This is a genomic window from Chroogloeocystis siderophila 5.2 s.c.1 (genome assembly GCF_001904655.1).
GTDB classification, from domain to species: domain Bacteria; phylum Cyanobacteriota; class Cyanobacteriia; order Cyanobacteriales; family Chroococcidiopsidaceae; genus Chroogloeocystis; species Chroogloeocystis siderophila.
Genome location: NZ_MRCC01000001.1, coordinates 306,349 through 327,848, shown reverse-complemented (window position 1 = coordinate 327,848; position 21,500 = coordinate 306,349). Strand labels below are relative to the sequence as shown.

General features: G+C 42.3%; 21 protein-coding genes, 2 tRNA genes and 2 pseudogenes. 17 read left to right on the top strand and 8 right to left on the bottom strand.

The features are described 5' to 3' along the window. Nucleotides 1-142: 142 nt before the first annotated feature. From NIES1031_RS01570 to NIES1031_RS01560, 3 genes are read right to left on the bottom strand one after another with little or no spacing between them, the layout of a single operon-like run. The gene (locus NIES1031_RS01570) at nucleotides 143-592 is read right to left on the bottom strand and encodes a DUF2141 domain-containing protein (protein WP_073547775.1); all 450 of its coding nucleotides are present in this window, start codon (nucleotides 590-592) and stop codon (nucleotides 143-145) included. A 12-nt stretch (nucleotides 593-604) separates the two neighbouring features. Continuing rightward, nucleotides 605-1,465: a nucleoside triphosphate pyrophosphohydrolase gene (gene mazG / locus NIES1031_RS01565; protein WP_073547774.1), complete on the bottom strand. Its 861-nt coding sequence runs from the start codon at nucleotides 1,463-1,465 to the stop codon at nucleotides 605-607. Between the two features lie 9 nt (nucleotides 1,466-1,474). Further along, a complete protein-coding gene (locus NIES1031_RS01560; RefSeq protein WP_073547773.1) occupies nucleotides 1,475-2,038 on the bottom strand; it encodes a metal-binding protein in 564 nt (187 codons plus the stop codon). Nucleotides 2,039-2,129: 91 nt separating this feature from the next. Here NIES1031_RS01560 and NIES1031_RS01555 point away from each other — a divergent pair. Continuing rightward, a tRNA-Val gene (locus tag NIES1031_RS01555) sits at nucleotides 2,130-2,202 on the top strand. Nucleotides 2,203-2,272: 70 nt separating this feature from the next. Here the strand turns inward: NIES1031_RS01555 and NIES1031_RS01550 are convergent. After that, nucleotides 2,273-2,548: pseudogene (locus NIES1031_RS01550) on the bottom strand (type II toxin-antitoxin system RelE/ParE family toxin); the annotation flags it as partial. A gap of 577 nt (nucleotides 2,549-3,125) precedes the next feature. Here NIES1031_RS01550 and NIES1031_RS01545 point away from each other — a divergent pair. The 9 genes and pseudogenes from NIES1031_RS01545 (at nucleotide 3,126) to NIES1031_RS01505 (ending at nucleotide 9,068) form a co-directional block, all read left to right on the top strand. Further along, on the top strand, nucleotides 3,126-4,082 hold the full coding sequence (locus tag NIES1031_RS01545) for a phosphoribulokinase (protein ID WP_073547772.1): 957 nt from the start codon (nucleotides 3,126-3,128) through the stop codon (nucleotides 4,080-4,082). Nucleotides 4,083-4,229: 147 nt separating this feature from the next. Beyond that, nucleotides 4,230-4,961 carry a RadC family protein gene (gene radC, locus NIES1031_RS01540; protein WP_073547771.1) on the top strand — a complete coding sequence of 244 codons (732 nt, stop codon included), beginning with the start codon at nucleotides 4,230-4,232 and terminating at the stop codon, nucleotides 4,959-4,961. Nucleotides 4,962-5,051: 90 nt separating this feature from the next. Next, nucleotides 5,052-5,123: transfer RNA gene (locus NIES1031_RS01535), tRNA-Val, on the top strand. 168 nt (nucleotides 5,124-5,291) lie between these two features. Continuing rightward, complete coding sequence (locus NIES1031_RS26580; protein WP_178378021.1) at nucleotides 5,292-5,435, top strand: hypothetical protein; 144 nt, start codon at nucleotides 5,292-5,294, stop codon at nucleotides 5,433-5,435. Then, a pseudogene (locus tag NIES1031_RS26575) lies at nucleotides 5,417-5,648 on the top strand (IS1 family transposase); the annotation flags it as partial. The gene NIES1031_RS26580 and the pseudogene NIES1031_RS26575, both read left to right, overlap by 19 nt. Nucleotides 5,649-5,746: 98 nt before the next feature. Continuing rightward, nucleotides 5,747-6,163 carry an integrin alpha gene (locus NIES1031_RS01520; RefSeq protein WP_236738675.1) on the top strand — a complete coding sequence of 139 codons (417 nt, stop codon included), beginning with the start codon at nucleotides 5,747-5,749 and terminating at the stop codon, nucleotides 6,161-6,163. A gap of 318 nt (nucleotides 6,164-6,481) precedes the next feature. Continuing rightward, nucleotides 6,482-7,510 (top strand): glutaminase A, encoded by a 1,029-nt coding sequence (gene glsA, locus NIES1031_RS01515; RefSeq protein WP_073547767.1) that lies wholly within the window; start codon nucleotides 6,482-6,484, stop codon nucleotides 7,508-7,510. A gap of 332 nt (nucleotides 7,511-7,842) precedes the next feature. Further along, nucleotides 7,843-8,472 carry a ParA family protein gene (locus tag NIES1031_RS01510; RefSeq protein ID WP_015189644.1) on the top strand — a complete coding sequence of 210 codons (630 nt, stop codon included), beginning with the start codon at nucleotides 7,843-7,845 and terminating at the stop codon, nucleotides 8,470-8,472. Then, nucleotides 8,472-9,068, top strand: a complete 597-nt coding sequence (locus tag NIES1031_RS01505; RefSeq protein ID WP_073547766.1) for a hypothetical protein — start codon at nucleotides 8,472-8,474, stop codon at nucleotides 9,066-9,068. The genes NIES1031_RS01510 and NIES1031_RS01505 overlap by 1 nt, the downstream gene beginning before the upstream one ends. A gap of 66 nt (nucleotides 9,069-9,134) precedes the next feature. Here NIES1031_RS01505 and NIES1031_RS01500 read toward each other — a convergent pair whose 3' ends face one another. The 4 genes from NIES1031_RS01500 to NIES1031_RS01485 form a co-directional block, all read right to left on the bottom strand. Continuing rightward, complete coding sequence (locus tag NIES1031_RS01500; RefSeq protein WP_073547765.1) at nucleotides 9,135-9,524, bottom strand: DoxX family protein; 390 nt, start codon at nucleotides 9,522-9,524, stop codon at nucleotides 9,135-9,137. Nucleotides 9,525-9,555: 31 nt separating this feature from the next. Beyond that, nucleotides 9,556-10,863, bottom strand: a complete 1,308-nt coding sequence (locus NIES1031_RS01495) for an NAD(P)/FAD-dependent oxidoreductase (protein ID WP_073547764.1) — start codon at nucleotides 10,861-10,863, stop codon at nucleotides 9,556-9,558. A 195-nt stretch (nucleotides 10,864-11,058) separates the two neighbouring features. Then, complete coding sequence (locus NIES1031_RS01490; RefSeq protein ID WP_073547763.1) at nucleotides 11,059-11,604, bottom strand: P-loop NTPase family protein; 546 nt, start codon at nucleotides 11,602-11,604, stop codon at nucleotides 11,059-11,061. 146 nt (nucleotides 11,605-11,750) lie between these two features. Continuing rightward, on the bottom strand, nucleotides 11,751-13,169 hold the full coding sequence (locus NIES1031_RS01485; RefSeq protein ID WP_073547762.1) for an amidohydrolase: 1,419 nt from the start codon (nucleotides 13,167-13,169) through the stop codon (nucleotides 11,751-11,753). A gap of 227 nt (nucleotides 13,170-13,396) precedes the next feature. Here NIES1031_RS01485 and NIES1031_RS01480 point away from each other — a divergent pair, with 227 nt between their 5' ends. From NIES1031_RS01480 to NIES1031_RS01450, 7 genes are all read left to right on the top strand, one after another. Beyond that, nucleotides 13,397-14,173 (top strand): cysteine hydrolase family protein, encoded by a 777-nt coding sequence (locus tag NIES1031_RS01480; RefSeq protein WP_073547761.1) that lies wholly within the window; start codon nucleotides 13,397-13,399, stop codon nucleotides 14,171-14,173. Nucleotides 14,174-14,176: 3 nt separating this feature from the next. Then, nucleotides 14,177-14,632: a cupin domain-containing protein gene (locus NIES1031_RS01475; protein ID WP_178378020.1), complete on the top strand. Its 456-nt coding sequence runs from the start codon at nucleotides 14,177-14,179 to the stop codon at nucleotides 14,630-14,632. Continuing rightward, complete coding sequence (locus NIES1031_RS01470; RefSeq protein WP_178378019.1) at nucleotides 14,626-16,263, top strand: CocE/NonD family hydrolase; 1,638 nt, start codon at nucleotides 14,626-14,628, stop codon at nucleotides 16,261-16,263. The genes NIES1031_RS01475 and NIES1031_RS01470 overlap by 7 nt, the downstream gene beginning before the upstream one ends. A gap of 47 nt (nucleotides 16,264-16,310) precedes the next feature. Then, the gene (locus tag NIES1031_RS01465) at nucleotides 16,311-16,664 is read left to right on the top strand and encodes a DUF952 domain-containing protein (protein WP_073547759.1); all 354 of its coding nucleotides are present in this window, start codon (nucleotides 16,311-16,313) and stop codon (nucleotides 16,662-16,664) included. 438 nt (nucleotides 16,665-17,102) lie between these two features. Then, nucleotides 17,103-17,282, top strand: coding sequence for a hypothetical protein (locus tag NIES1031_RS01460; RefSeq protein WP_073547758.1), 180 nt, complete (start codon nucleotides 17,103-17,105; stop codon nucleotides 17,280-17,282). A gap of 393 nt (nucleotides 17,283-17,675) precedes the next feature. Continuing rightward, nucleotides 17,676-19,397 carry a calcium-binding protein gene (locus NIES1031_RS01455; RefSeq protein ID WP_073547757.1) on the top strand — a complete coding sequence of 574 codons (1,722 nt, stop codon included), beginning with the start codon at nucleotides 17,676-17,678 and terminating at the stop codon, nucleotides 19,395-19,397. Between the two features lie 649 nt (nucleotides 19,398-20,046). Then, nucleotides 20,047-21,483, top strand: a complete 1,437-nt coding sequence (locus tag NIES1031_RS01450; RefSeq protein ID WP_073547756.1) for a sodium/glutamate symporter — start codon at nucleotides 20,047-20,049, stop codon at nucleotides 21,481-21,483. The last annotated feature ends 17 nt before the right edge of the window (nucleotides 21,484-21,500 follow it).

Genomic DNA, 21,500 nt, shown 5'->3' with positions numbered 1-21,500 from the left:
TATCAAACGGAGAATTGATTATATTTAAACTGATTGTTTTATGCACTGAATGAGTTAAAACTGTGTAAAAAAATAGTATAAAGAAGCTAGTTAAGAACTGCTTTTGTTGTTTTGTAGTGCGATCGCTTCCCTACCTCAATTTTTATAAATATCGCATATTGACTCTAATCGTTGTATCTCCCTCAACACTGAAACTAGCATTATTAAACTTTGGCGCACCAATTTTTACGGGTGGATTATTAGAAATTGCAAAACCTTCTCTGGGAATACCTAAGAAATTTGTATTCAGTTTTTGGTCATTATTCTCATCATGAAATACTGTCACTGCATACGTTCCAGATTGTAATCCGTGAAATTCTGCTACAACTGAAAATCCTTGCGCCTTCGTGCAACCACTTTGAATCACACCAGCATCACTTTGCGGGAAACCTTTATCTTTATCATAAAGTCTAAAGCAAACTTGACCTCTAGGACGGGCAATTCTATCTACAACTACAGTCAATTTGTGATTTGGTTGGGCTAAGGCTGTACTTGCAATCAAACTTGTAGCAGTCGCGATCGCCAAGCTGAAAACTTGCAATATTTTTACCATAAGATATAAAAACTAAACCGTATCCTCAGAAGGCTGGATGTTAGCTAATTTGGCTTTAGCTTGTTGCCATAAATTTTCTAATTCTTCCAGCGTATACTCCGACAAAGGACGCTCGGCAAAAGTTTCCATTTGGATGATACGTTGAACAAATCTTTGATTCGTTCCTTGCAACGCTGCATCAGGATCGAGTTGATACCATCGCGCCAAATTAATAATCACAAATAATAAGTCACCGAGTTCGGCTTGTTGTTCTTCTATTGATTTATGGGCGATCGCTTCTTGAAATTCGGCAAGTTCTTCGTGATATTTTGCCCATACTCCTGCGATATTTTCCCACTCAAATCCCGCCGCCGCAGCTTTTTGGGAAATTTTCATTCCTGCTAAAAGTGGTGGAAGCGATCGCGCGTAGCGACTGAGTTTATGACTCAATTTTTGCGTATCTGTCGGTGATGTGCCTTTTTCTGCTGCTTTGATTTGTTCCCAATTTTGCCGCACTTCATCGACGTTTTGAACACTAACATCTCCAAAAACATGAGGATGACGGCGAATCAGTTTTTGAGTAATTCCTTGCGCCACCTCTTTGAGGCTAAAATGACCAAATTCTGAGGCGATTTGTGCTTGCAATACAACTTGTAAGAGTAAATCTCCTAATTCTTCCGCGATCGCTTCTCGATCTTGAGTGCGAATCGCATCTACGACTTCGTAGGCTTCTTCAATGATATAGGGAATCAATGTTTCTGGTGTTTGGGCTAAATCCCACGGACAACCACCATCAGGGGATCGCAGTTTTGCTACGACATCAATAAGTTCTTGCATTGCTACCAAAGTTTCGTGCGTAGCTTGCGGTTGATTTGATCTTTGCGGGTGAGTCATCCGAAAACGTTATCGACGACGTTTGAGTTTTATTGGGCGCGTTGCTTTACGTTTCTTCATTTTGCCACGATTTTGTTGTAACCGCTTGTAGGCAGAACAACTCCAATCACTCAAAGAATGACTCATTGCACCTAATTCGAGTCCGAGAAACAAGTAAAACCATTCAGCCGCGTTTTGCACAAGCGATCGCCGACTTTGTGCAACCAGTTGTTGCCAACTTAATTCCACTGCCCAAATCAAATGCGCCACTCCCAGAACAAAAATTCCCAAAAATGCCAACCAAATACCTAAATACAGCACCCGCAGCGTTGTCCCAATGAGTAACCCGTGCGAAAAGATTGAGCGATGGCGAAAGGCTTTTTGGTAAGGTCGCCAAATCCACCGCAAGTAGCCCCAACGCTGGTACTGTCTAGAGTACAGATCCAAATCTGGACCAAACATTAAGCCGCTAAAAAGATAAGCTCCAGCTACAATGAGTGTCAAACTAGCGCTGTGAGCCTGAAAAAAAGTCAGACCCGCAATCAAGGGCAAGCCCCATAAAGTAATGCGATCATGCGTTCTACCAGAGGGCATTGAATTTAATGAATATCCTCAGCAAAATATTTTTCAAAAATACTAGCTTTTCTAGCGATGATTTGCTACTATAAATACTTGCGTACAAAACGGGCGGTTAGCTCAGTTGGTAGAGCGCCTGCCTTACAAGCAGGATGTCACTGGTTCGAGTCCAGTACCGCCCATAGAAACTTCAACCGTTTGATAATATCTAAACGACATCAATTAAGCAAATAGACTTAACTGGACTTTGTCTTAGTAAAGTTGCAGTAGTTGCATTTCCATTTTTGCCAATTCAGCTTTCAACTCTTTGTATCGTTGTTCTAAGCTTTTCATTGCTTGCTTATCTACGCCATTTGTTGTCTTTTCAAAAGAATGTAGGACAAAAACACTATCAAAGTATTTAACAATATATACACAACTAAAAGTAGAACTGCCGTCGTTGATTTTTAGTTCGATTACACCAGCCTCAATACTTTTTAAAAGTGTTATTGGTAGAAACGTTTTTTTATTTTTGTGCACTGCTCTTAAGCTAGTTCCAAAATCTTACTAAACATCTTTAGGAAAAGCTTTGTACTCTCTTTCTGCTGCATCATTAACAAAAGCAAATCTTTTCATATGCCATTACTTTATGCTGCTCGTAAAAGTATAGCCATAGCTTTACTGTTCGATGTATGGCGTATCGCTGCCGTTGATGGTTCCCGCTAAGACTGATTACAATGATAAAGACAAGCGCAGTTCTAGGTATTTTTTTCATATTTTTTGAATCGAGAGTTATCACTTCTACGTTGTAAAGTAACTCTGTTAAAGACCTTACTTTGCTTCAGCGCTATATAAAAGACAATCTCCCCATAGTCCAACCGAAAATATCAGGGTCAATTGCTCAAGAACCTTGTCAAACAAGTCTTAAAGGCTGGTGACGTAGATGTGTCTGTTATATATTTAAACAATTAAGTACAAAAATGCAGTCATTATTAATAAGTTCAACCTTTATATGTAAAAGCCCGTATTAAGTAAGTGTCGTAGTATTGAGTTACGCTCGATTACTGCATTAGAATGATAAAAATTTCGCATCTAGCCGTATCTGCGCGCTTGCCCTGGAGGAATCATGAGTCATCGCCCGATTATGCTTGGCATTGTTGGAGACAGTGCTGCTGGTAAAACTACTTTAACAAAGGGAATTGCTCAGGTACTTGGTCCAGAGAATGTTACGGTTATCTGTACAGACGACTATCATCGCTATGATCGCCGTCAACGCGCTGAGATTGGAATTACAGCGCTACATCCTGACTGCAACTATCTTGATATTATGCAGCAGCACCTATCATTACTGCGCACAGGACAACCAATTCTCAAACCAATTTATAGCCATAAAACAGGGACTTTTGAGCCACCACAATACATTAAGCCCAGTAAGTTTGTCATCGTAGAAGGACTTCTCGGCTATTCGACGCGTGGTGCGAGAGACTCATTTGATGTCAAAGTTTACCTCGCGCCTCCCGAATCACTACGCGCGCAGTGGAAGATTAAACGCGATACGCAAAAACGTGGATATACAGCAGAACAAGTCAAAGCAGAACTCGAAAAGCGCGAACCTGATTCTGAACAATTCATTCGTCCTCAGCGCCAGTGGGCAGATGTCGTTGTCAGTTTTTATCCTCCAAGCGATGGTTCCGACCAAGGTAACGGTCACTTAAATGTTCGCTTAGTCCTGCGTCCAACTATTCCACATCCAGATTTTACCCAAATTTTGGATATTATCAGCAGCCATCCGCATCCGGCAATTCGTTTAGATTTGGATCGCGATATGAATAAGCCAGTAGATGTCTTAGAAGTTGATGGTCATGCAACATCTGAACAAGTAGATGAACTAGAAAAGATTATCTGTAACGATATGCCGCCACATCTATCACACTTTTGCAGTCGTGAAAGTAACCCTGAACTCGGTAAAGTTGCTGGTACTACTGGAGAGACAATTCAAAGTTATCCGCTGGCAATGACGCAACTGCTAATTACTTATCATATGTTAAAAGCGACACAAGTATACCAGTCAATAACTATTTGAGCAACAAGGTTCATTGCAAGAGAGTTCTTTACTCTTCTATTCACCCTTATTTAATGAAGTATTTTTAATTTGAATGTAACTTTTTAGACAAAAAAGGGCATAACTAAAGGTAGTCTCACTGTAAGTACTGAGTATTGCCCAATTGTCATGACCTACTGTTTAAGGATTGCAGATTTACCCACGACTGAAAGACCTCGCGAACGATTGTTAACGCATGGTGCGAAAAATCTTGCCACCGCCGAATTAATTGCAATTCTACTAGGCACAGGTCAAGGACAGGGAAAACTTTCAGCGGTAGGTTTAGGGCAGTTTATCTTACAAGAACTAGGCAAAAATCAGCGCGATCCTTTAGCTGTTCTTCGAGAGATTACACCTCAAGAACTGATGCAAATTCACGGTATTAAAGCAGCTAAGGCAGCGACAATTATTGCCGCGGTTGAACTTGGTAAACGAGCGTTTCAATCGCGTCCGCTAGAGCGTACAGTCATTGATAGCCCATCTGCCGCCGCTGCATCGTTAAGCCAAGACTTAATGTGGCAGGCGCAAGAGCGATTTGCGGTGTTGCTTTTAGATGTTAAAAATCGCCTGATTGGCACGCAGGTGATTACAATTGGTACAGCAACCGAAACGTTAGCTTCTCCCCGCGAAATTTTTCGTGAAGTGATTCGCCAAGGTGCAACAAGAGTTATTGTTGCTCACAATCATCCTTCTGGTAATCTAGAGCCGAGTCCGCAAGATATCGAATTAACGCGACAACTTTTAGCGGGTGCGCAGTTTTTAGACGTTCCCTTACTCGACCATCTGATTTTAGGTGATGGCAATCATCAAAGTCTTCGCGAAATCACGACTTTATGGGATGAGTATCCGCAGGGAGATTAGCAACTGGAGCTCCTGCATGTTAGACCAACAGTTTACTCTTGTTACGCGTTTGTGAATGAACTCGTTTGTGTGTTACCTTAAGATTTTCCTGGGCGATTAACACAGTGGTAGTGTGCTTCCTTCACACGGAAGAAGTCACTGGTTCAAATCCAGTATCGCCCATGGTATACAAAGGCTTAATCATTAGAGTTGAGCGATCGCAAATAATCAACTGCGGCGGCAACTTTGGATGGATACTTTGTTGCAGGGATGGGACTGCGTGGCATCGAACGAGTCACGGAGATTCACCATACCACTGTCATGCATTGGATTCGAGAGGCTGGACATCAAATGAAAGATGCTCCAAAGTCTGAAGAAATCCCAGAGATAACCGCTCTAGATGAAGTGCAAACCTTTGTCGGCAGCAAGCGCAACGCCACTCTGGATTTGGACAGCCGTCAATTCCCTTGCAAGCTGGAATTTTGGCGTGGGTAATCGGCGACCGTAGTGCAGCAACCTTCAAGCGGTTGTGGCTCATTGTCAAATGCTGGCACTGTTTCTTTTACGTCACCGATGGGTGGAAGGTGTACCCGATGTTCATCGAACCTGGAGATCAGATTGTGAGCAAAATTTATATGACTCGTGTTGTGTTCACTCCGCTTATTACTGCACTATTTGAGGTATTGGACGGTTCCTCTGCCAGCTTAATTCATTATCCTTTCAGCAACGCCGTGGTGATAAAGGCGATGATACATTGATTGGTAGCGATGGCGGTAAAGGCGAGAAGGATAGACTCACAGGTGGTAGTGGTAGAGACTTATTTGTATCAGGAACTACGACAACAGTCTTTCTTTAATCCTGACAAGGATCTCATTCGACTTAGCGGCAAACGTTCAGACTACTTTTTAACAGCTTCAACAGGTGGAATCCCCGCAGGAACAGCAGTCTTCCGAAACAAAGGAGGCGAAGCTGATGAACTTGTACCAATTATCCAGGGTTCTACACAAGCATTAAGTTTAACTGGCACCTATCTCAGGTTTACGGATGACGACTTCAGTGTATCTGACCTTAATGGTAGTAATGGATTTGTGCTCAAGGGTATCGACTCTAACGACGGATCAGGCTTTTCCGTAAGTAGTGCATGGGATGTCAACGGCAATGGGTTTGACGATATTATTGTCGGCGCTCCTGGTTATGCTCCTGTTCAGAGTTCATCTTACTAAAAAAGGAAATGTAGGCGATCGCATCACTTCCACACTGTAAGGCTGGATTAGTGGTGGCACAACTCCATTAGATAATAATCTGTACAATCGTTACACTTCTGGTGCAGCAACGCTACTCGTAGATACAGATATTACGCAAACAATTAGCTAGCTAAACAAAAGCAGGTTTTTCAAAATATAAGTTCATCATAAGTCCACAAGATGGACTTTTTTTATTTATAGCAATGCTCAAGATGATTATGACATTATAAAGTCTTAAAACTATTGTTCTAACCCACCTTGTAACGCTGACCCCTGACCTCTACTATTATTTTATTTATGGTAGACGAGATACAATGCGATCGCTCTTTCTCTCACTCACACGCTTTTCAAGAATACCTAGAAGGCTTGTACCTTAAATACAAACACCTCCGCGAGGGTGCAGTCGCAAGCTATATCCCCGAACTTGCGAAAGTAGACCCTGATTTATTTAGCATTTGCGTGATCGCCGTCGATGGTCAAGTTTATCAAGTTGGAGACTACAATCAGTTATTTACGATTCAATCGATCTCCAAAGTTTTTGTCTACGGAATGGCGTTAGAAGAACACGGACGCGATTACGTTTTAACCAAGGTCGGTGTAGAACCCACCGGAGAAGCGTTTAATTCGATTATTCTCGACGAACGCTCAAAACGTCCTTACAACCCAATGGTTAATGCTGGTGCGATCGCGACAACAAGTCTGATTAAGGGTTCAGGACCAACTGAACGCCTCAACCGAATGCTTGATATGTTTCAGCGCTACATCGGTCGTGAAATCTTTGTGGATATCTCAGTTTTCATGTCAGAACGTACCACTGGACACCGCAACCGAGGGATGGCACATTTAATGCTTAATTTTGGCATGATTGACGAACGCATCGAGGAAGCCCTCGATCTTTATTTTCAGCAGTGTTCGATTATGGTCAATTGTCATGACTTAGCAGTTATGGCAGCAACGCTTGCAAATAATGGTATAAATCCGATAACTGGGGAACGCGCCGTCGATGCACGCTATGTCAGAGATATCCTGAGCGTGATGTATACCTGTGGGATGTACAATTTTGCGGGTGAATGGGTGTATAAAGTTGGTCTACCTGCAAAAAGTGGCGTTAGTGGAGGAATTATTGTTATTGTGCCCAACCAAATAGGCATCGGTGTATTTTCACCATTACTAGATACTAACGGTAATAGTATTCGTGGCATCAAAGTTTGCGAAGATATCTCGCAAGAATATGGCTTGCATTTGTTTGATTCTTTGCGGGGGTGTACGAAGTTTCTCGAAATCCTTGCGCAAGACAATAATAGCGCTTTGCATCATTCTAGTTGACTCAATACGAGCAGAAATAAAGAACATAATTCTTTGATATTCAAAGCTAACTTTTTATGACGTAAATGTTGACAAATTGCCGCAAATTCTTCTTACGCAGAAATTATAAGAGTATTGGTGATCGTACCCTCAGTTTTGTCTTGGTAAATGTGACAATGACCTGTAGAGTAAAAAATTGATGTATTGTGGTATAGGAAAGTGGCGATCGCACTGAGAAGCTATGAAAATCAGCAAAAATTATGAATTTGATAACTAAATAGTTTTGCAAATATCAGAACTCAACACGCTAATCTCAACAAAATTTTATCCTTAACCCCTATATTATTAAGGTCATGCCCCCGAAGATTATTGTTGTATCGAATGGAAAAGGTGGAGTAGGAAAAACGACGACGGCAATGGGATTATCCGCGATCTTTTCTGAGCGATACGAAGTTTTAACAGTAGATGCAGATAGCCAAGGGAGTTGTTCTTGGTGGGCGACACGCGGTAAGATGCCCTTTGATGTTGCACAAGAAACAGATCCCAAACTATTGGGGCGATTGCGAAAAGTTGAGGGGTACGATTTCGTTATAGTAGATACAGCGCCAGCCCTACGTTCAGACGCGTTGAAAGCGGTAATTGCGATCGCGGATTATATGGTTTTACCAACACCTTGCGCGCCAATGGATTTATCAGCCTTGATTGAAGTCGTCAAAGCAACCGTCAAACCCGCAGGAATTCCCCATCGCGTATTGTTAACCAAAGTTGATGTTAGAAGTACAGGAGAAGCTTTAGAAGCACAAAATACACTTATAAAATTAGGTATTCCTGTTTGTAAAACATTTATCCGAATTTACAAAGCTCACGAAAGAGCCGCACTCGAAGGATTACCAATCACTCAACTAAAAGGGAAAAACGCTCGCGAAGCAGCAGCAGATTACCGCCGAGTAGCAGCAGAAATACAACGCGATTGGAGGCAATAATGGTTAGAAAACGCATTGCAGATTTATTGAACGAAGAGGGAGAAAAGTTAACACCTGAGCAAAGTTCATCTGAGGCAGATGCTACAAATAATGAGGAGTCAAGCAACGAGGAAAATACAGAAGTGGTAAAATCAACAAGAACGACGGCAAGAGCGCGTAGTACAAATCGGACTCGACAAAGTCAAACAACATCAGATTCAGAAGGCATTGTGACTGAATTACGCGCAGCTTTAAAGCAAGCACAAGAGAAAGAAAAATCGCTAGAACATCGGATTGCAGAACTGCTCGTCGAGCTAGAAGATGAAAAAGCCTTAGTCAAGCAACTTCGTCAAGATGTCGCAGATTTTGACGTTGTAAATGCTGAACTCGAACAAGCGAAATCAACGATCTTACAACTTGCAGAAGCTAATTCAAAATTAATTGAGCAAGTGAATTCTTTGAAAAAAGAACCTGCACCGCTACAGAAAAAAGAACCCGAATCACAGCCACAGCCTAAATATAAATCAGCACGGCAAACAGTCGTATTTCCGCAACAGGAGCAAGTTGATTCTGAAGGGCAGTCGGTTGACTTCGCGCGCAATACTTGGTTACTGTAGCTTAACTAGAGCTACTAGCTACTAGCTGTTAGCTCTTAGCTAAATGCCAATTACTTTTGTGTTGAACTAAGTTAAATCTTTACGTCCATCTACACTGAGAGGACCAGAACCAAAGTAAACTACCATTAATAAGCCGCCGATCAGTCCTAAATTTTTGAGGAACTGATTGATCTGCATATCCTCAGCAAAATTAGTGTGAAAAATCAGCGTTGTGGGAACGAGAAAGACAATCAGCGCGATCGCACCCCAACGCGCCTTGTAACCTAAAATGACCGATAAAGCGCCCAGCAATTCTAAAACAATCGAACCTACTAACAAAAATCCGGTTAGCCCTTCAGGAATTCCCGCACTAGCCATAAATCCTTGCGTACCAGCAAAGCCAAAAATTTTATTGATGCCAGAGCGTAAAAAGATAACTGAGAGAAAAACGCGAGCAGCTAAAGGAATAAAGTCCATAAAAATTTACCTAAAGTAGTACCAGAATAGTTTAATGCTCTTGATTGTGCCAGTCTTTAGGAGAATTTGACATATCGTCTTCACGTACTAGCCGACTACTTCGAGGAAAAATCAGCCGAATCGCGCGATCGCCAAAGAAATAATCGCGCAGCCAATCTAAAAAGACAATCAAGCGATTGCGCCCACCAGGCAAATAATACAAATGAACAGCCAACCACAATAACCATGCTGGAAAGCCGGTAAAAGTAAAGTTACCAGTTTGGGCAACACCCGCATTGCGTTTGATAATCGCCGCCCTACCTTTATCTACATAACGAAACGGTTTTGGTTCCTTACCTTTAATTTGACGCAAAATGTTTTGTGCGGCTAGGGTACCTTGTTGTAAAGCAACAGGGGCGACTAATGGGAGGGGTTCGCCGTCTTGTTCAACATAAGCTGAATCGCCGACAACATAGACTTGTGAATGATTTGGTAATTGTAATGTTGGTAAAACCGCAACTTGTCCTTTAGCCGCTGGAAAGAGTTCAGCTGTTGGTGCGGGTGGCGAGGCTTGTACGCCAGCAGTCCAAACGATCGTCTTGGAGAAAATGACGGCACCATTTTCCAGATAAACGGCATTTGGCGTCACTTTACTGACTCTTGCTTGAAGATAAACTTTCACGCCAATACGCTGTAGCTGTTTATAGGTGTAGTCTGATAAGCGTAGTGGCAGATCCGCAAGTAGGCGATCGCTCGATTGCAGCAAAATTACCTGTACTTGCTCCATTTCTAGTGTAGGAAAATCCTTTACTAATCGACCCTGAATCAGTTCTACTAAGGCTCCCGCTAATTCTACGCCGGTTGGTCCACCGCCCACAATCACAAACGTCAAAAGTAATCGACGCTGTGCGGGATCGAGTTCGCGTACCGCTTGTTCAAAACAAGACAGAATATGGTTGCGTATGTACACGGCTTCTTGCAGCGTTTTCATGGGTAAAGCATACTTGTCAGCCCCTGGTATTCCTAAAAACTGCGATTCACTACCAGTAGAGAGAATCAAAAAATCATATGGAATTGTTAAACCATCAGTAATGACAACCTGATTAGCAAAGTCGATGTGTGTGACTTCTGCCATCAAAAAATTAGCAAAAGCTAATCGTCGGAGAAGACTACGCACAGGATAAGCAATTTGTTCAGGTTGAAGTTCAGCAACGGCTACCTGATACAACAGAGGAATAAATGTATGGTAATTGTTGCGGTCAATGAGTAAGACATTGATGTCAGCACGCGCTAGCGATTGGGTTGCTCTCAACCCACCAAAACCAGAACCAACCACAACAACACGAGGGCGTCTTGGCACTATGAATAGCTCTCGTCTACACAATCTACTGGTTGTATAGTGCCACATCTATAAACCAAAGACCATAGATTATGAGGTTCTGACCTCTGAAGCAGCTTCGCAAGTACTTAGGATATTCTCGATAGAAGGATCGCGATCTCGTCTGTCAGGTACTAACGTGGCTATATTTCAAAGGCGAGTAGTGTAGCGCAACTGTTAGGCTGATGCACTATTTCTATGGTTAGCCCGATTTCCAATCAATTCAAAAAATTGCGAGATCTGTGCAGTTGATCGAATGTGATAAACACTCTTTATGCTTTGAGCCTGCTGGATATATTCGCGATATTTTGGGTTCAAATACTTGTGACACAGCCAAAGCACGCGGTAACTACTCAGCGAACTTTTCAATATTGGACTGTTTTGCGGCCAGCCTTCTGGTGGGTTAAAGTAACCTAGAAGCATTCGTTTAGTCACCCACCAAAAATGCACATATAGCGGTAGATCGACAAAAACTAGACTATCAGCTTCATTTAGTCGTAGCCAGAGGGTTTCTGTGCAACCAAACCCGTCAATAATCCATCGATCAGTCGCCAAAATTTGCGCATGGATGTGCTGATATTCTTCCTGCGGAACCTCAGTGTTTCCTGATGGATATTGAATCTTGTCTAAGACGTAAAGTGGTAAACCAGTCATTTGTGATAGTCTTTTGCTGAGAGTTGATTTACCGCCTCCAGCGTTGCCAAATACTGCTACTTTTTTCATGGCGACTCTACGTTTGCGTTTGGTATGACCAAAGCACCTTTTAGACTAGATTAAGCTATGTAACCTAGCACTTGCATAGAACAAACAGTCAATCTACGCCAGTGTGTTAGCTGTGAAGCATAAGCTGTTGAGACAAAGAGAGGAGACTATGAATACTCTTTGGCTAATCCTAAGCCCATGACTTCGCGGTAGTGTGCTTCGATTTCACCTACGGTTTTTGATTGACGGTTGAAATCCCACTGACTGCGTTCAAATAAATTGTGTCGCAATTCATCGACATCAACTGTTGCAACTTCACCATTATCGACGATTTGCCTGCCATTTACCCAAACACTGTTGACAGCTTGTGTAGGACGACCGAGGATGAGTAAACCAATCGGATCGGTGCGCGGTAGCAGTGATAAGCTAGTAAGGTCATATAGTACCAAATCTGCTTTTTTACCTTTGGTTAAAGAACCTAACTCCTCAGCCATATTCAAGCCTTTTGCACCACCAAATGCCGCCATTTCGACCGATTGACGCGGAGTAATCCAGTGGCGGTAGTCGAAATCAGTGATGTTGTGTAGCATTGAGCCGATTTTAATCGCTTCAAGCAGATCTTGCGAGTCGTTACTTGCCGAACCATCGCATCCAAAACTAACATTCACTCCGGCTTGGCAATATTTTAAAATTGGGGCAATTCCACTGCCCAAACGCAAGTTACTCAAAGGATTGTGAACAACGGTAGATTGCGTTTCTGCCAAAATGGCGATATCTGCATCACTCAACCAGACGCAATGCGCCAAAGAGGTGCGATCGCTCAAATAACCAATTCGTTTAAGATGTTCAACAGCACTACAACCATACTTTTCTTGTGCTAGCTGCTTTTGTGCTTTCGTCTCCAATAAATGCGCGTGACGACAAAGATTGTAGCGATCGCTTAATTCAATACATCCAGCAAACAGCGCATCCGAACACAGTTGAATTCCCGTTGGTGCTACTAAAATATGTACACCTGCTTCAGGAGAGTGAAACTGTGCTACGACTTCTTGCATCAGTTCTAACGTTGCTTGAGTCGAGCGAAAATAAGGTGTCGCTTCGCGCTGCACTTCACCCGTAGGAATTCCACTCGCCAACGCCTGATCTTGAATTAATGGACCAATAAATGCTCGAATGCCAATTTCTTGATAAGCTTTAACCGCAGCGGCGACAGTTTCAATTTCTTTTCCTGGAATTAATACTAAATGATCGACAACACTCGTCCCACCCGATAGCAAGGTTTCCACAGCGGTTCCCAGCGCACTTAAGTATACTTGTTCGGGATCGAGAGGTGCAAAATCATAAAGTTCTGCAATCCATAATTCTAATGGTACTGGCGGAATTAGCCCGCGTTGCCACATTTCGGAAGAGTGCGTGTGAGCATTTACGAAACCAGGAAGTAATAATTTGTTGTTTCCATCAACAACTTTACCAAGCATTTCCAAACCAGGAGCAATTTTTGTAATGCGATCTTTCTCGATTTGCACATCTACAGTTTCATAACCACCATCAACCGGAATGAAAACATTTTGAATCGTAAAACTCACAGATTTAACCTTAATTAAATAGTTATATATTGCTTAGCACTGAACTAATTTTAAAGTATTTCGTTAAATCAATCCTTCTCCAACTTTCCTCTAAAATACTCTCTTCCTTTGTGTCCTTGGTGGTTCAATCAAAATAACCTCCTTTCCACCCACACAACCGTAAAATAGAATACTTAAATTCAACTGTAATTCACCTAAGACAATATAAAAAAACGAAATTTAAAATTATGAATCGACCCTTACGAACCCTAGGAATTCCACCAAATGCGTGGGCGGTAGATGAAGCGATCGCCGATATTACCCGTCCACCATTAGCTCCCAAAATTATTACACTTAAAACCGAAACCAAAACCTTACACCTCGACTTAGCCAAAACCGCAATTTTAGTCATTGATATGCAAAATGACTTTTGCCATCCTGATGGTTGGCTAGCACACATTGGTGTTGATGTCACCCTCGCCCGCAAGCCCATTGAGCCGATTAACAAACTGTTACCAAAATTACGCGATCGCAATGTCCCTGTCATTTGGCTAAATTGGGGAAATCGTCCTGACTTACTCAATATCAGTGCAAATGTGCGTCACGTCTACGATCCTACAGGCGATGGTATCGGGCTTGGCGATCCGTTACCAAGTAATAACGCTAGAGTATTAATGGCAGGAAGTTGGGCAGCGGCTGTCGTAGACGAACTCAAACAATTACCACAAGATATCTGTGTTGATAAGTATCGCATGAGTGGGTTTTGGGACACACCGCTGGATAGTATTCTGCGTAACTTGGGTAGAACTACATTGTTATTTGCAGGAGTCAACGCCGATCAATGTGTTTTAGTCACCTTGCAAGATGCAAATTTTTTAGGATATGACTGTGTATTAGTAAAAGACTGTACTGCGACAACTTCCCCAGAATACTGCTGGCAAGCAACAATTTATAACATAAAGCAGTGTTTTGGCTTTGTGACCGATTCTCAAGCTATCCTTCATGCGCTAGCAACTAGCAATTAGCATATGGACACAACTCGCTGCATGATCCCCGTTGCCAAATCGCCGCAAGACTATCAAGCTTTTAAGATTAGTCCTGGTGATACGAATCGCTTAGCAATTGTCTTTGATACTGCTTCTGCCAATATTTCGTTAACCATTTGTGTAGAAATTTTTGATATTGGTGGCAAAACACCACCAAATCGCCATCAAATGGCAGTCGAAATGTTTTTTATTCTATCCGGTGAAGGACGCGCTATTTGTGATGGCAAAACGGTAGCAATTAGATCTGGAGACAGTGTGTTAGTACCTCCCACAGGCACACATATGATTGAAAATACAGGCTCGACGCGGTTGTACGCATTGTGTATTATGGTGCCGAATGAAGATTTTGCGGAATTAATTCGCAGTGGTACACCAGTAGAACTCGATGCGGAGGATTTAGCTGTTTTGCGTCGCTTACCTGCACCAGTATTATGCTAACGGTGCGTCCGAAAGAAAGTGCATCAATGCTGACTCGTGACGGAGTACGGTTAGATGCGGATATTTACCGCCCTGATGCGAAAGGGGAATTTCCGGTATTGTTGATGCGCCAGCCGTATGGCAGAGCGATCGCATCTACGGTAGTGTACGCGCACCCGATCTGGTATGCTGCTCATGGCTACATTGTGGTGATTCAAGATGTACGCGGACGTGGGACATCACAAGGCGAATTCAAGTTATTCGTCAACGAAATCAACGACGGTGAAGACGCCGTAAACTGGGCAGCGAACTTACCTGGAAGCAATGGTAAGGTGGGAATGTATGGCTTTTCCTACCAGGGCATGACGCAGCTATACGCCGCCGCTGCAAAACCGCCAGCGTTAAAAACAATTTGTCCAGCAATGATTGCTTATGATTTGTATACCGACTGGGTATATGAAGGTGGCGCGTTTTGTTTGCAAACAAATTTGGGTTGGGCAATTCAATTAGCAGCAGAAACCGCGCGACTACAAGGCGATGCGGCGGCGCATCATACGCTTTATGCCGCAGCACAGAATATCCCACTATACGATCCTGTTCCTAGTTTAAACGAATGCTTGCGCAAACTTGCACCGAATGCTTTTTATCACGAGTGGCTCGAACATTCGCAAGCTGATAGTTACTGGGAAGATATTTCACCCAAGAAGTATCTGCAAAATGTCGATTTACCAATGTTTCACATCGGCGGCTGGTTTGATACGTATCTACGCGGTACACTTCATCTATACAAAGATTTTGCTGCGCGTAGCGCCTATCGTCAACAGTTACTCGTAGGACCTTGGGCGCATTTACCTTGGAGTCGCAAAGTCGGCGATGTTGATTTTGGCATTGAGGCTTTGAATCCTGTTGATCGCCTGCAAGTCAAGTGGTTCGATCAGTTCCTCAAAGGAATTGATCGCGGTTGGTCGCAAGAATCGCCTGTATGTTTATTTGAAATGGGTAGTAACCAGTGGCGCAAATTTAATGGCTGGTACGAAAAAAACCATAAATCGTATTACTTGTCAAGTAGTGGGTTAGCAAGTATCCGCGAAGATGAAGGTAAACTAACCACGACGTATGCAGAATCGTATCCACCTGATGTTTTAGTTCACGACCCATGGCGACCTGTTCCATCACTAGGAGGTCACGCCGCATTACCCGCAGGTTCATTTGAGCGATCGCATATTGACCGTCGTTCTGATGTTTTAACTTATACAACAGCACCGCTAGAAACCGATTTACATTTTGCAGGAGATGTTGCGGTCGAGGTTTTTTGTAGTGCAGATACTCCATATCATGACTTGTGCGCGGTACTTTCTGAAGTCCACAGTGATGGTAAAGTATATAACTTAACGCAAGGTTATTTGCACGTAAATGAAAGGCGATCGCCTTTGCGAGTCGTTTTGCAACCAACGTGTGTCAAAATCGCCAAAGGTAACGCCCTCCGTCTTAGTTTAAGTGCTGCGTGTTTTCCAGCGTATCCGATTAATCCTGGTACAGGTTCACCAATGGGTAGTACGCGGTTGATGGATTCGCAAATTGTAACTTTAACTGTACATTGTGGAGGCGATCGCCCTTCGCAAGTCTTATTACCCGTCGTTGCACCATCCTAAATTTGAGTTGCAAATAGTGACCAATTATCAATTACCAATGACCATTCATGAACATTATTTTACACATCACGCAACGCGCTCAATGGGAAGCCGCACAAAAATTTCAAATCTATCGCGGTGATACACTAGAATCTGAAGGATTTATTCACTGTTCTACTCCACAGCAAGTTATCAATGTAGCAAATACATTCTTTGAGAATCAGCAGGGATTAGTACTACTGTGCATCGATTCTGATAAAGTTCACGCCGAAATTCGCTATGAAGGAATCCAAGAAGATGAATTATTTCCTCATATTTATGGTGCATTAAATCTTGATGCTGTGTTCCAGGTAATTGATTTTAAACCCCATGAAGATGGAAGTTTCGCCTTTCCTTTAGAAATTATTAATTTTATGTCTTAATTAAGAAGCACTCTTTACCTTTGACTTTTGGTGATTGACAAAATATGAAAATACAAAGAAAGTTGCTGTATACAATTAGTAATCTTTGATATTGATAATACGCTTACTGATACAAACAAAGTTGATAATGATTGCTTTTTGCGTGCCTTTGCTGAAGAATTTAGCATATTTCATATACATCAAAACTGGCAAGAATATACACACAGTAGAAATTTGGGAATTGCTCAACAGATTTTTTAAAAAGAATTAGGACGACTTCGCTCTCAAGAGGAACTACTTAGACTCAAAAAACATTTTATCGATCTACTGCATCAAGCAGCACAAAATCCCAATCTATTTAGTGCGATTCCAGGAGTAACAACTGTAATCAGTCAGTTACAACCTAACTATCATACCGCTATTGCAACAGAAGGCTGATCTGAATCTGCATTATTTAACTTGCATAAAGCTGGCATAGATGTTACCAACATTCCTATAGCTTCGGCAGATGATAGTTTTTCAAGAAAAGAGATTATAGAAACTGTTAATTTAAAAGCAAAAAAGTGGTACAAGTTAGAAAAGTCTCAAAAAACTGTGTTTATTGGCGATGGAATTTGGGATGTAAAAGTAGCATCTTAACTAAAACTGCCTTTTATTGGGTGTTGGTAATACCTTAGTAACTCAAGGTGTTCAACATATAATTGATGATGTTAACTATAAAAAACTTCAACAAATATAGACAGAAGTACAACCTATTAAGGTTAGACCAGGTAACTAAATACTTTCAGCTTTGACAACTTTGATAGTGTCTATATATAAATTGATAAATAGTGTAGACTTGTTTGAGCATTATTAGAAAATCATAAATAAATATTACAAACGAGCGATCGCTTGCACAAAAGATAGCTGTAATTCTGAATTAATACTGATAGAAGCAAAATTAGATCTATTGGATTAAAGAAAATAAAAGATAAAGCTGAAGCGCGGTGAAGCGAAAAATGCTTTCACGCCGAATAATGAAAGGGGAAGACAATGGCAACTATCTACGGGACTCCAGGGAACGATACTTTAACAGGAACAGCGCTTGCTGACTCATTGTTTGGTTTAGGTGGTAACGATATTTTACGTGGGTTAGCAGGTAGAGATCGCCTTGATGGCGGAAGTGGTAACGATACGCTCAACGGTGGAACTGGTATTGATACGTTAATTGGAGGCACTGGCAACGATCGCTACATTGTTGACAACACAGGTGACGTAGTTACAGAGGCTGCGAATGCAGGAATCGATACTGTTGTGTCTTCAGTTAGCTATGTGTTGGGTAGTAACTTAGAAAATCTCACGCTAACAGGTAGCAGTGCAATTAATGGCACAGGAAACAACTTAAACAACTCCATCACGGGTAATAATGCTCATAATTCTTTGCGTGGAGGAGCAGGAAATGACACCTTAATGGGAGGAACAGATAATAACAGTGGTAATGATACTCTTTATGGTGGCGATGGCAATGATGTTTTGTTCTCAAAGAATTTTCTGAGTGGCGGTTTCCGTATTGGGGCAGATGTACTTTATGGAGGCAATGGCAACGATACTTTACATGGAGGCAATGGAGCAAAAAATACTTTAGATGGGGGCAGCGGCAATGATACGTATATTGTGTTTTCCACTGCTGATATTATAGTTGAAGCTGCTAACGCAGGTACAGATACCGTTGTGTCTTCTGTCAGCTATACACTAGGTAGTAATTTAGAAAACCTGACGCTTACGGGTAACAAAAATATTAATGGCACAGGCAACTCGCTGAACAATTACATCGCTGGCAATTTTGGTAGCGACATCCTCTATGGTGGAGATGGTAATGATACCTTAGTTGCTGGTATTGGTAATTCTTATGACGACATCTTTGGCACTGGCATTTTCTATAGCTATTCGGGCAACAATTACCTCGACGGTGGAGATGGTAACGACAGCTTGCAAGGAGGAGTTGGTAATGATACCTTATTTGGCAGAAACGGCAACGATAACTTAGACGCAGGTCTTTTTACAAATGTCGGGTGGGGATATATTCAGGACAAATCAGGTAACGATTACCTCGATGGCGGGGCTGGCAACGATACGCTAAAAGGAGGAGTTGGTAGTGACACCCTGCTTGGTGGTGCTGGATCTGACTTGCTGATTTCAGTGGTTGGTAGAGGAGCAAATCCTTACGTCAGCGTAGATTTTTCTGGTAACGACTACCTCGATGGCGGGGTTGGTAACGACACTTTACAGGGAGGAGCCGGTAGCGATACTCTGATTGGCGGTGATGGATTTGACTCTCTGGTTGCTGGTACGGGGAAGCGATCGGAGTATTCCAACTACGGTGAATGGGTGACAAGTTTATTTTCTGGTAACAATTACCTCGATGGCGGGGCTGGCAACGATACGCTAGTTGGAGCGCTCAATAACGATACTCTGATGGGTGGAAGTGGTGATGACCGTTTAACAGGCAAAGAAGGCAACGACGTGCTTACTGGTGGCACAGGTGCTGATACTTTTGTATTTTTGTCTCCGTTAGAAGGACTAGATACAATTACAGATTTCTCTGTGGGGCAGGGAGATAAAATAGAAATCTCGGCTGCGGGATTTGGAATTGCCGTAGGTGATACAAGCAAGTTCTCTTTCAGCAGTAACACATTGTTCTTTGATACAACTGCTTTGGCAAGCCTGCAGTCAAATTCAGGGTTTAACCCTAGCACTGATATTAAGGTTGTCTAGACATCAGATTTCACGTTGGGGCAATCTGATTAGGTTGCCCTAAGTTATTTTAAAAATCAACAATCTAAGGTTTTTCTATCTGGAGAGGTTATGTGAGTATCTACAGTCGTCTTGAAGCGGAAAAGGTTATATCACAGTCCTAAATCATGCATGAGAGCTTCTCTTTATTCTTCATCTTTGCGTTTTCTGCGGTTCTTTAAAAAAAAATCACACATTCAAAAAAATTGCTATATTAAGCTAGAAACTTCTCAAGAAACTGTTATAAAAGTAGCGAATATCAATTTTTCCTTCATTAGTACTTTCATAAATCAAGTGGTTTAGCATATCATCAATAATTTTAATAACTATTGATATAAGTAAATTATTAAGTATTTTTTGTAAATAGTCAGTAAGATTTATTAACGAAGTGTCTTCTCAATTTAAGCTATAACATGAGTTGATATTGGCTTGAAGTCAATAAGTGATGTTTTTAGCTATTCAAGAATAATCACTTACTTTGTATCTGCAAATACAACAACATTAGCGTAACAAGGTTAAAAACTTTTCCATTAGTTGCGTTAGTAACACCTTAAACAGTGTAAACTTGCTGCAAACGCCTTAACTTATACAAACAGCAAACGCATAGACTGCGTTTGTGGGGAAGGGTGCTATGTTTCAACTTATTGATGTTTTTTTCGCCTTTATTACGATCGCACTGCTAGTCTTAGTCGGGAGATTTGTGCGACAGCGAGTCAAATTGCTGCGAGATCTCTATTTACCCAGTTCGATTGTTGCAGGAGTCATTGCCTTACTATTGGGTCCACAGGCACTAGGTGCGATTGTTTCTGCTGTTGCAGGCTCAGAAGCACCCTTTGCCCAAGGTTTGTTTCCAGAAACAATTCGTAACGTGTGGTCGCAATCACCGAGTGTTTTTATTAACGTCGTTTTCGCAACACTTTTTATCGGAGAATCAATTCCGAGTCCGCGCGATATTTGGCGCAAAGCTTCACCGCAAGTCGCCTTTGGACAAACGCTTGCTTGGGGACAATACGTAGTCGGACTGTTACTAGCGATATTGATATTAACTCCGATATTCGGCATGAGTCCGATCGCCGCATCGTTAATCGAAGTTGCGTTTGAAGGTGGACACGGAACCGCCGCTGGAATGGCCGAAACTTTCAACAACTTAGGGTTTACAGCTGGACCTGATTTAGCATTAGGTTTAGCTACGGTCGGTATTGTTTCCGGTATTATTGCAGGGACAATGCTTGCAGACTGGGCGCGGAAAACCGGACGAATTCAAGTCGTCCGCAGCGAAGATCCCGAAGCAGGAAGCTTTGATTCGCACGATCGCCCAACAGAAACACAAACAATTCGCGTCGCCCGCGCCCGACTCATGCGCGATTTACTGATCGATCCATTATCGTTAAACTTAAGCTTTGTGGGACTCGCGATCACGATCGGTTGGTTAATTTTACAAGCGCTGATCTACTTAGAATCAATCACCTGGGGACGCGCCGGAGTCGAATTATTTTCTTATGTCCCTTTATTTCCGATCGCACTCATTGGTGGGTTGATTGTTCAGCTACTTGTAGAACGCACAGGACGCAGTTATCTCATTAGTCGTCCGTTAATTGAGCGGATTGGTGGAGTTGCGTTAGATGTCACCATTGTCACCGCACTTGCTTCGATTTCGCTAGCTGTCTTGGGTAGCAATCTCGGTCCATTTTTGATTTTATCGGTTGCTGGTATCGCATGGAACGTCTTAGCATTTATCTACCTAGGACCGCGTATGTTGCCGACATTCTGGTTTGAACGCGGTATTGGAGATTTAGGACAATCGATGGGTGTCACCGCAACCGGCTTAGTTTTAATGCGGATGGTTGATCCCGATAACCGTTCCGGTGCTTTTGAAAGTTTTGCTTACAAGCAGCTATTATTTGAACCCATCGTCGGAGGAGGTTTATTTACTGCGGCTGCACCACTATTAATCGCGCAGTTTGGTTCTGTTCCGGTACTACTGCTGACAATTGGGATCTTAGCGTTTTGGCTTGTTTTTGGTATGTATAACTTCAAGCGAATTGCTAAAAGTAGTCAAGTTGTTTGAAGTGTGATCGGGTAATA

Excerpts from the sequence above, each read along its gene's own strand:
- NIES1031_RS26580 (WP_178378021.1), top strand. The coding sequence starts at position 5,292 with ATGAAAGATGCTCCAAAGTCTGAAGAAATCCCAGAGATAACCGCTCTA.
- NIES1031_RS01490 (WP_073547763.1), bottom strand. The coding sequence starts at position 11,604 with ATGAAAAAAGTAGCAGTATTTGGCAACGCTGGAGGCGGTAAATCAACT.
- NIES1031_RS01545 (WP_073547772.1), top strand. The coding sequence starts at position 3,126 with ATGAGTCATCGCCCGATTATGCTTGGCATTGTTGGAGACAGTGCTGCT.
- radC (WP_073547771.1), top strand. The coding sequence starts at position 4,230 with ATGACCTACTGTTTAAGGATTGCAGATTTACCCACGACTGAAAGACCT.
- NIES1031_RS01480 (WP_073547761.1), top strand. The coding sequence starts at position 13,397 with ATGAATCGACCCTTACGAACCCTAGGAATTCCACCAAATGCGTGGGCG.
- NIES1031_RS01505 (WP_073547766.1), top strand. The coding sequence starts at position 8,472 with ATGGTTAGAAAACGCATTGCAGATTTATTGAACGAAGAGGGAGAAAAG.
- glsA (WP_073547767.1), top strand. The coding sequence starts at position 6,482 with ATGGTAGACGAGATACAATGCGATCGCTCTTTCTCTCACTCACACGCT.
- NIES1031_RS01475 (WP_178378020.1), top strand. The coding sequence starts at position 14,177 with ATGGACACAACTCGCTGCATGATCCCCGTTGCCAAATCGCCGCAAGAC.
- NIES1031_RS01510 (WP_015189644.1), top strand. The coding sequence starts at position 7,843 with ATGCCCCCGAAGATTATTGTTGTATCGAATGGAAAAGGTGGAGTAGGA.
- NIES1031_RS01450 (WP_073547756.1), top strand. The coding sequence starts at position 20,047 with ATGTTTCAACTTATTGATGTTTTTTTCGCCTTTATTACGATCGCACTG.
- NIES1031_RS01570 (WP_073547775.1), bottom strand. The coding sequence starts at position 592 with ATGGTAAAAATATTGCAAGTTTTCAGCTTGGCGATCGCGACTGCTACA.
- NIES1031_RS01560 (WP_073547773.1), bottom strand. The coding sequence starts at position 2,038 with ATGCCCTCTGGTAGAACGCATGATCGCATTACTTTATGGGGCTTGCCC.
- NIES1031_RS01500 (WP_073547765.1), bottom strand. The coding sequence starts at position 9,524 with ATGGACTTTATTCCTTTAGCTGCTCGCGTTTTTCTCTCAGTTATCTTT.
- NIES1031_RS01465 (WP_073547759.1), top strand. The coding sequence starts at position 16,311 with ATGAACATTATTTTACACATCACGCAACGCGCTCAATGGGAAGCCGCA.
- NIES1031_RS01455 (WP_073547757.1), top strand. The coding sequence starts at position 17,676 with ATGGCAACTATCTACGGGACTCCAGGGAACGATACTTTAACAGGAACA.
- NIES1031_RS01470 (WP_178378019.1), top strand. The coding sequence starts at position 14,626 with ATGCTAACGGTGCGTCCGAAAGAAAGTGCATCAATGCTGACTCGTGAC.
- mazG (WP_073547774.1), bottom strand. The coding sequence starts at position 1,465 with ATGACTCACCCGCAAAGATCAAATCAACCGCAAGCTACGCACGAAACT.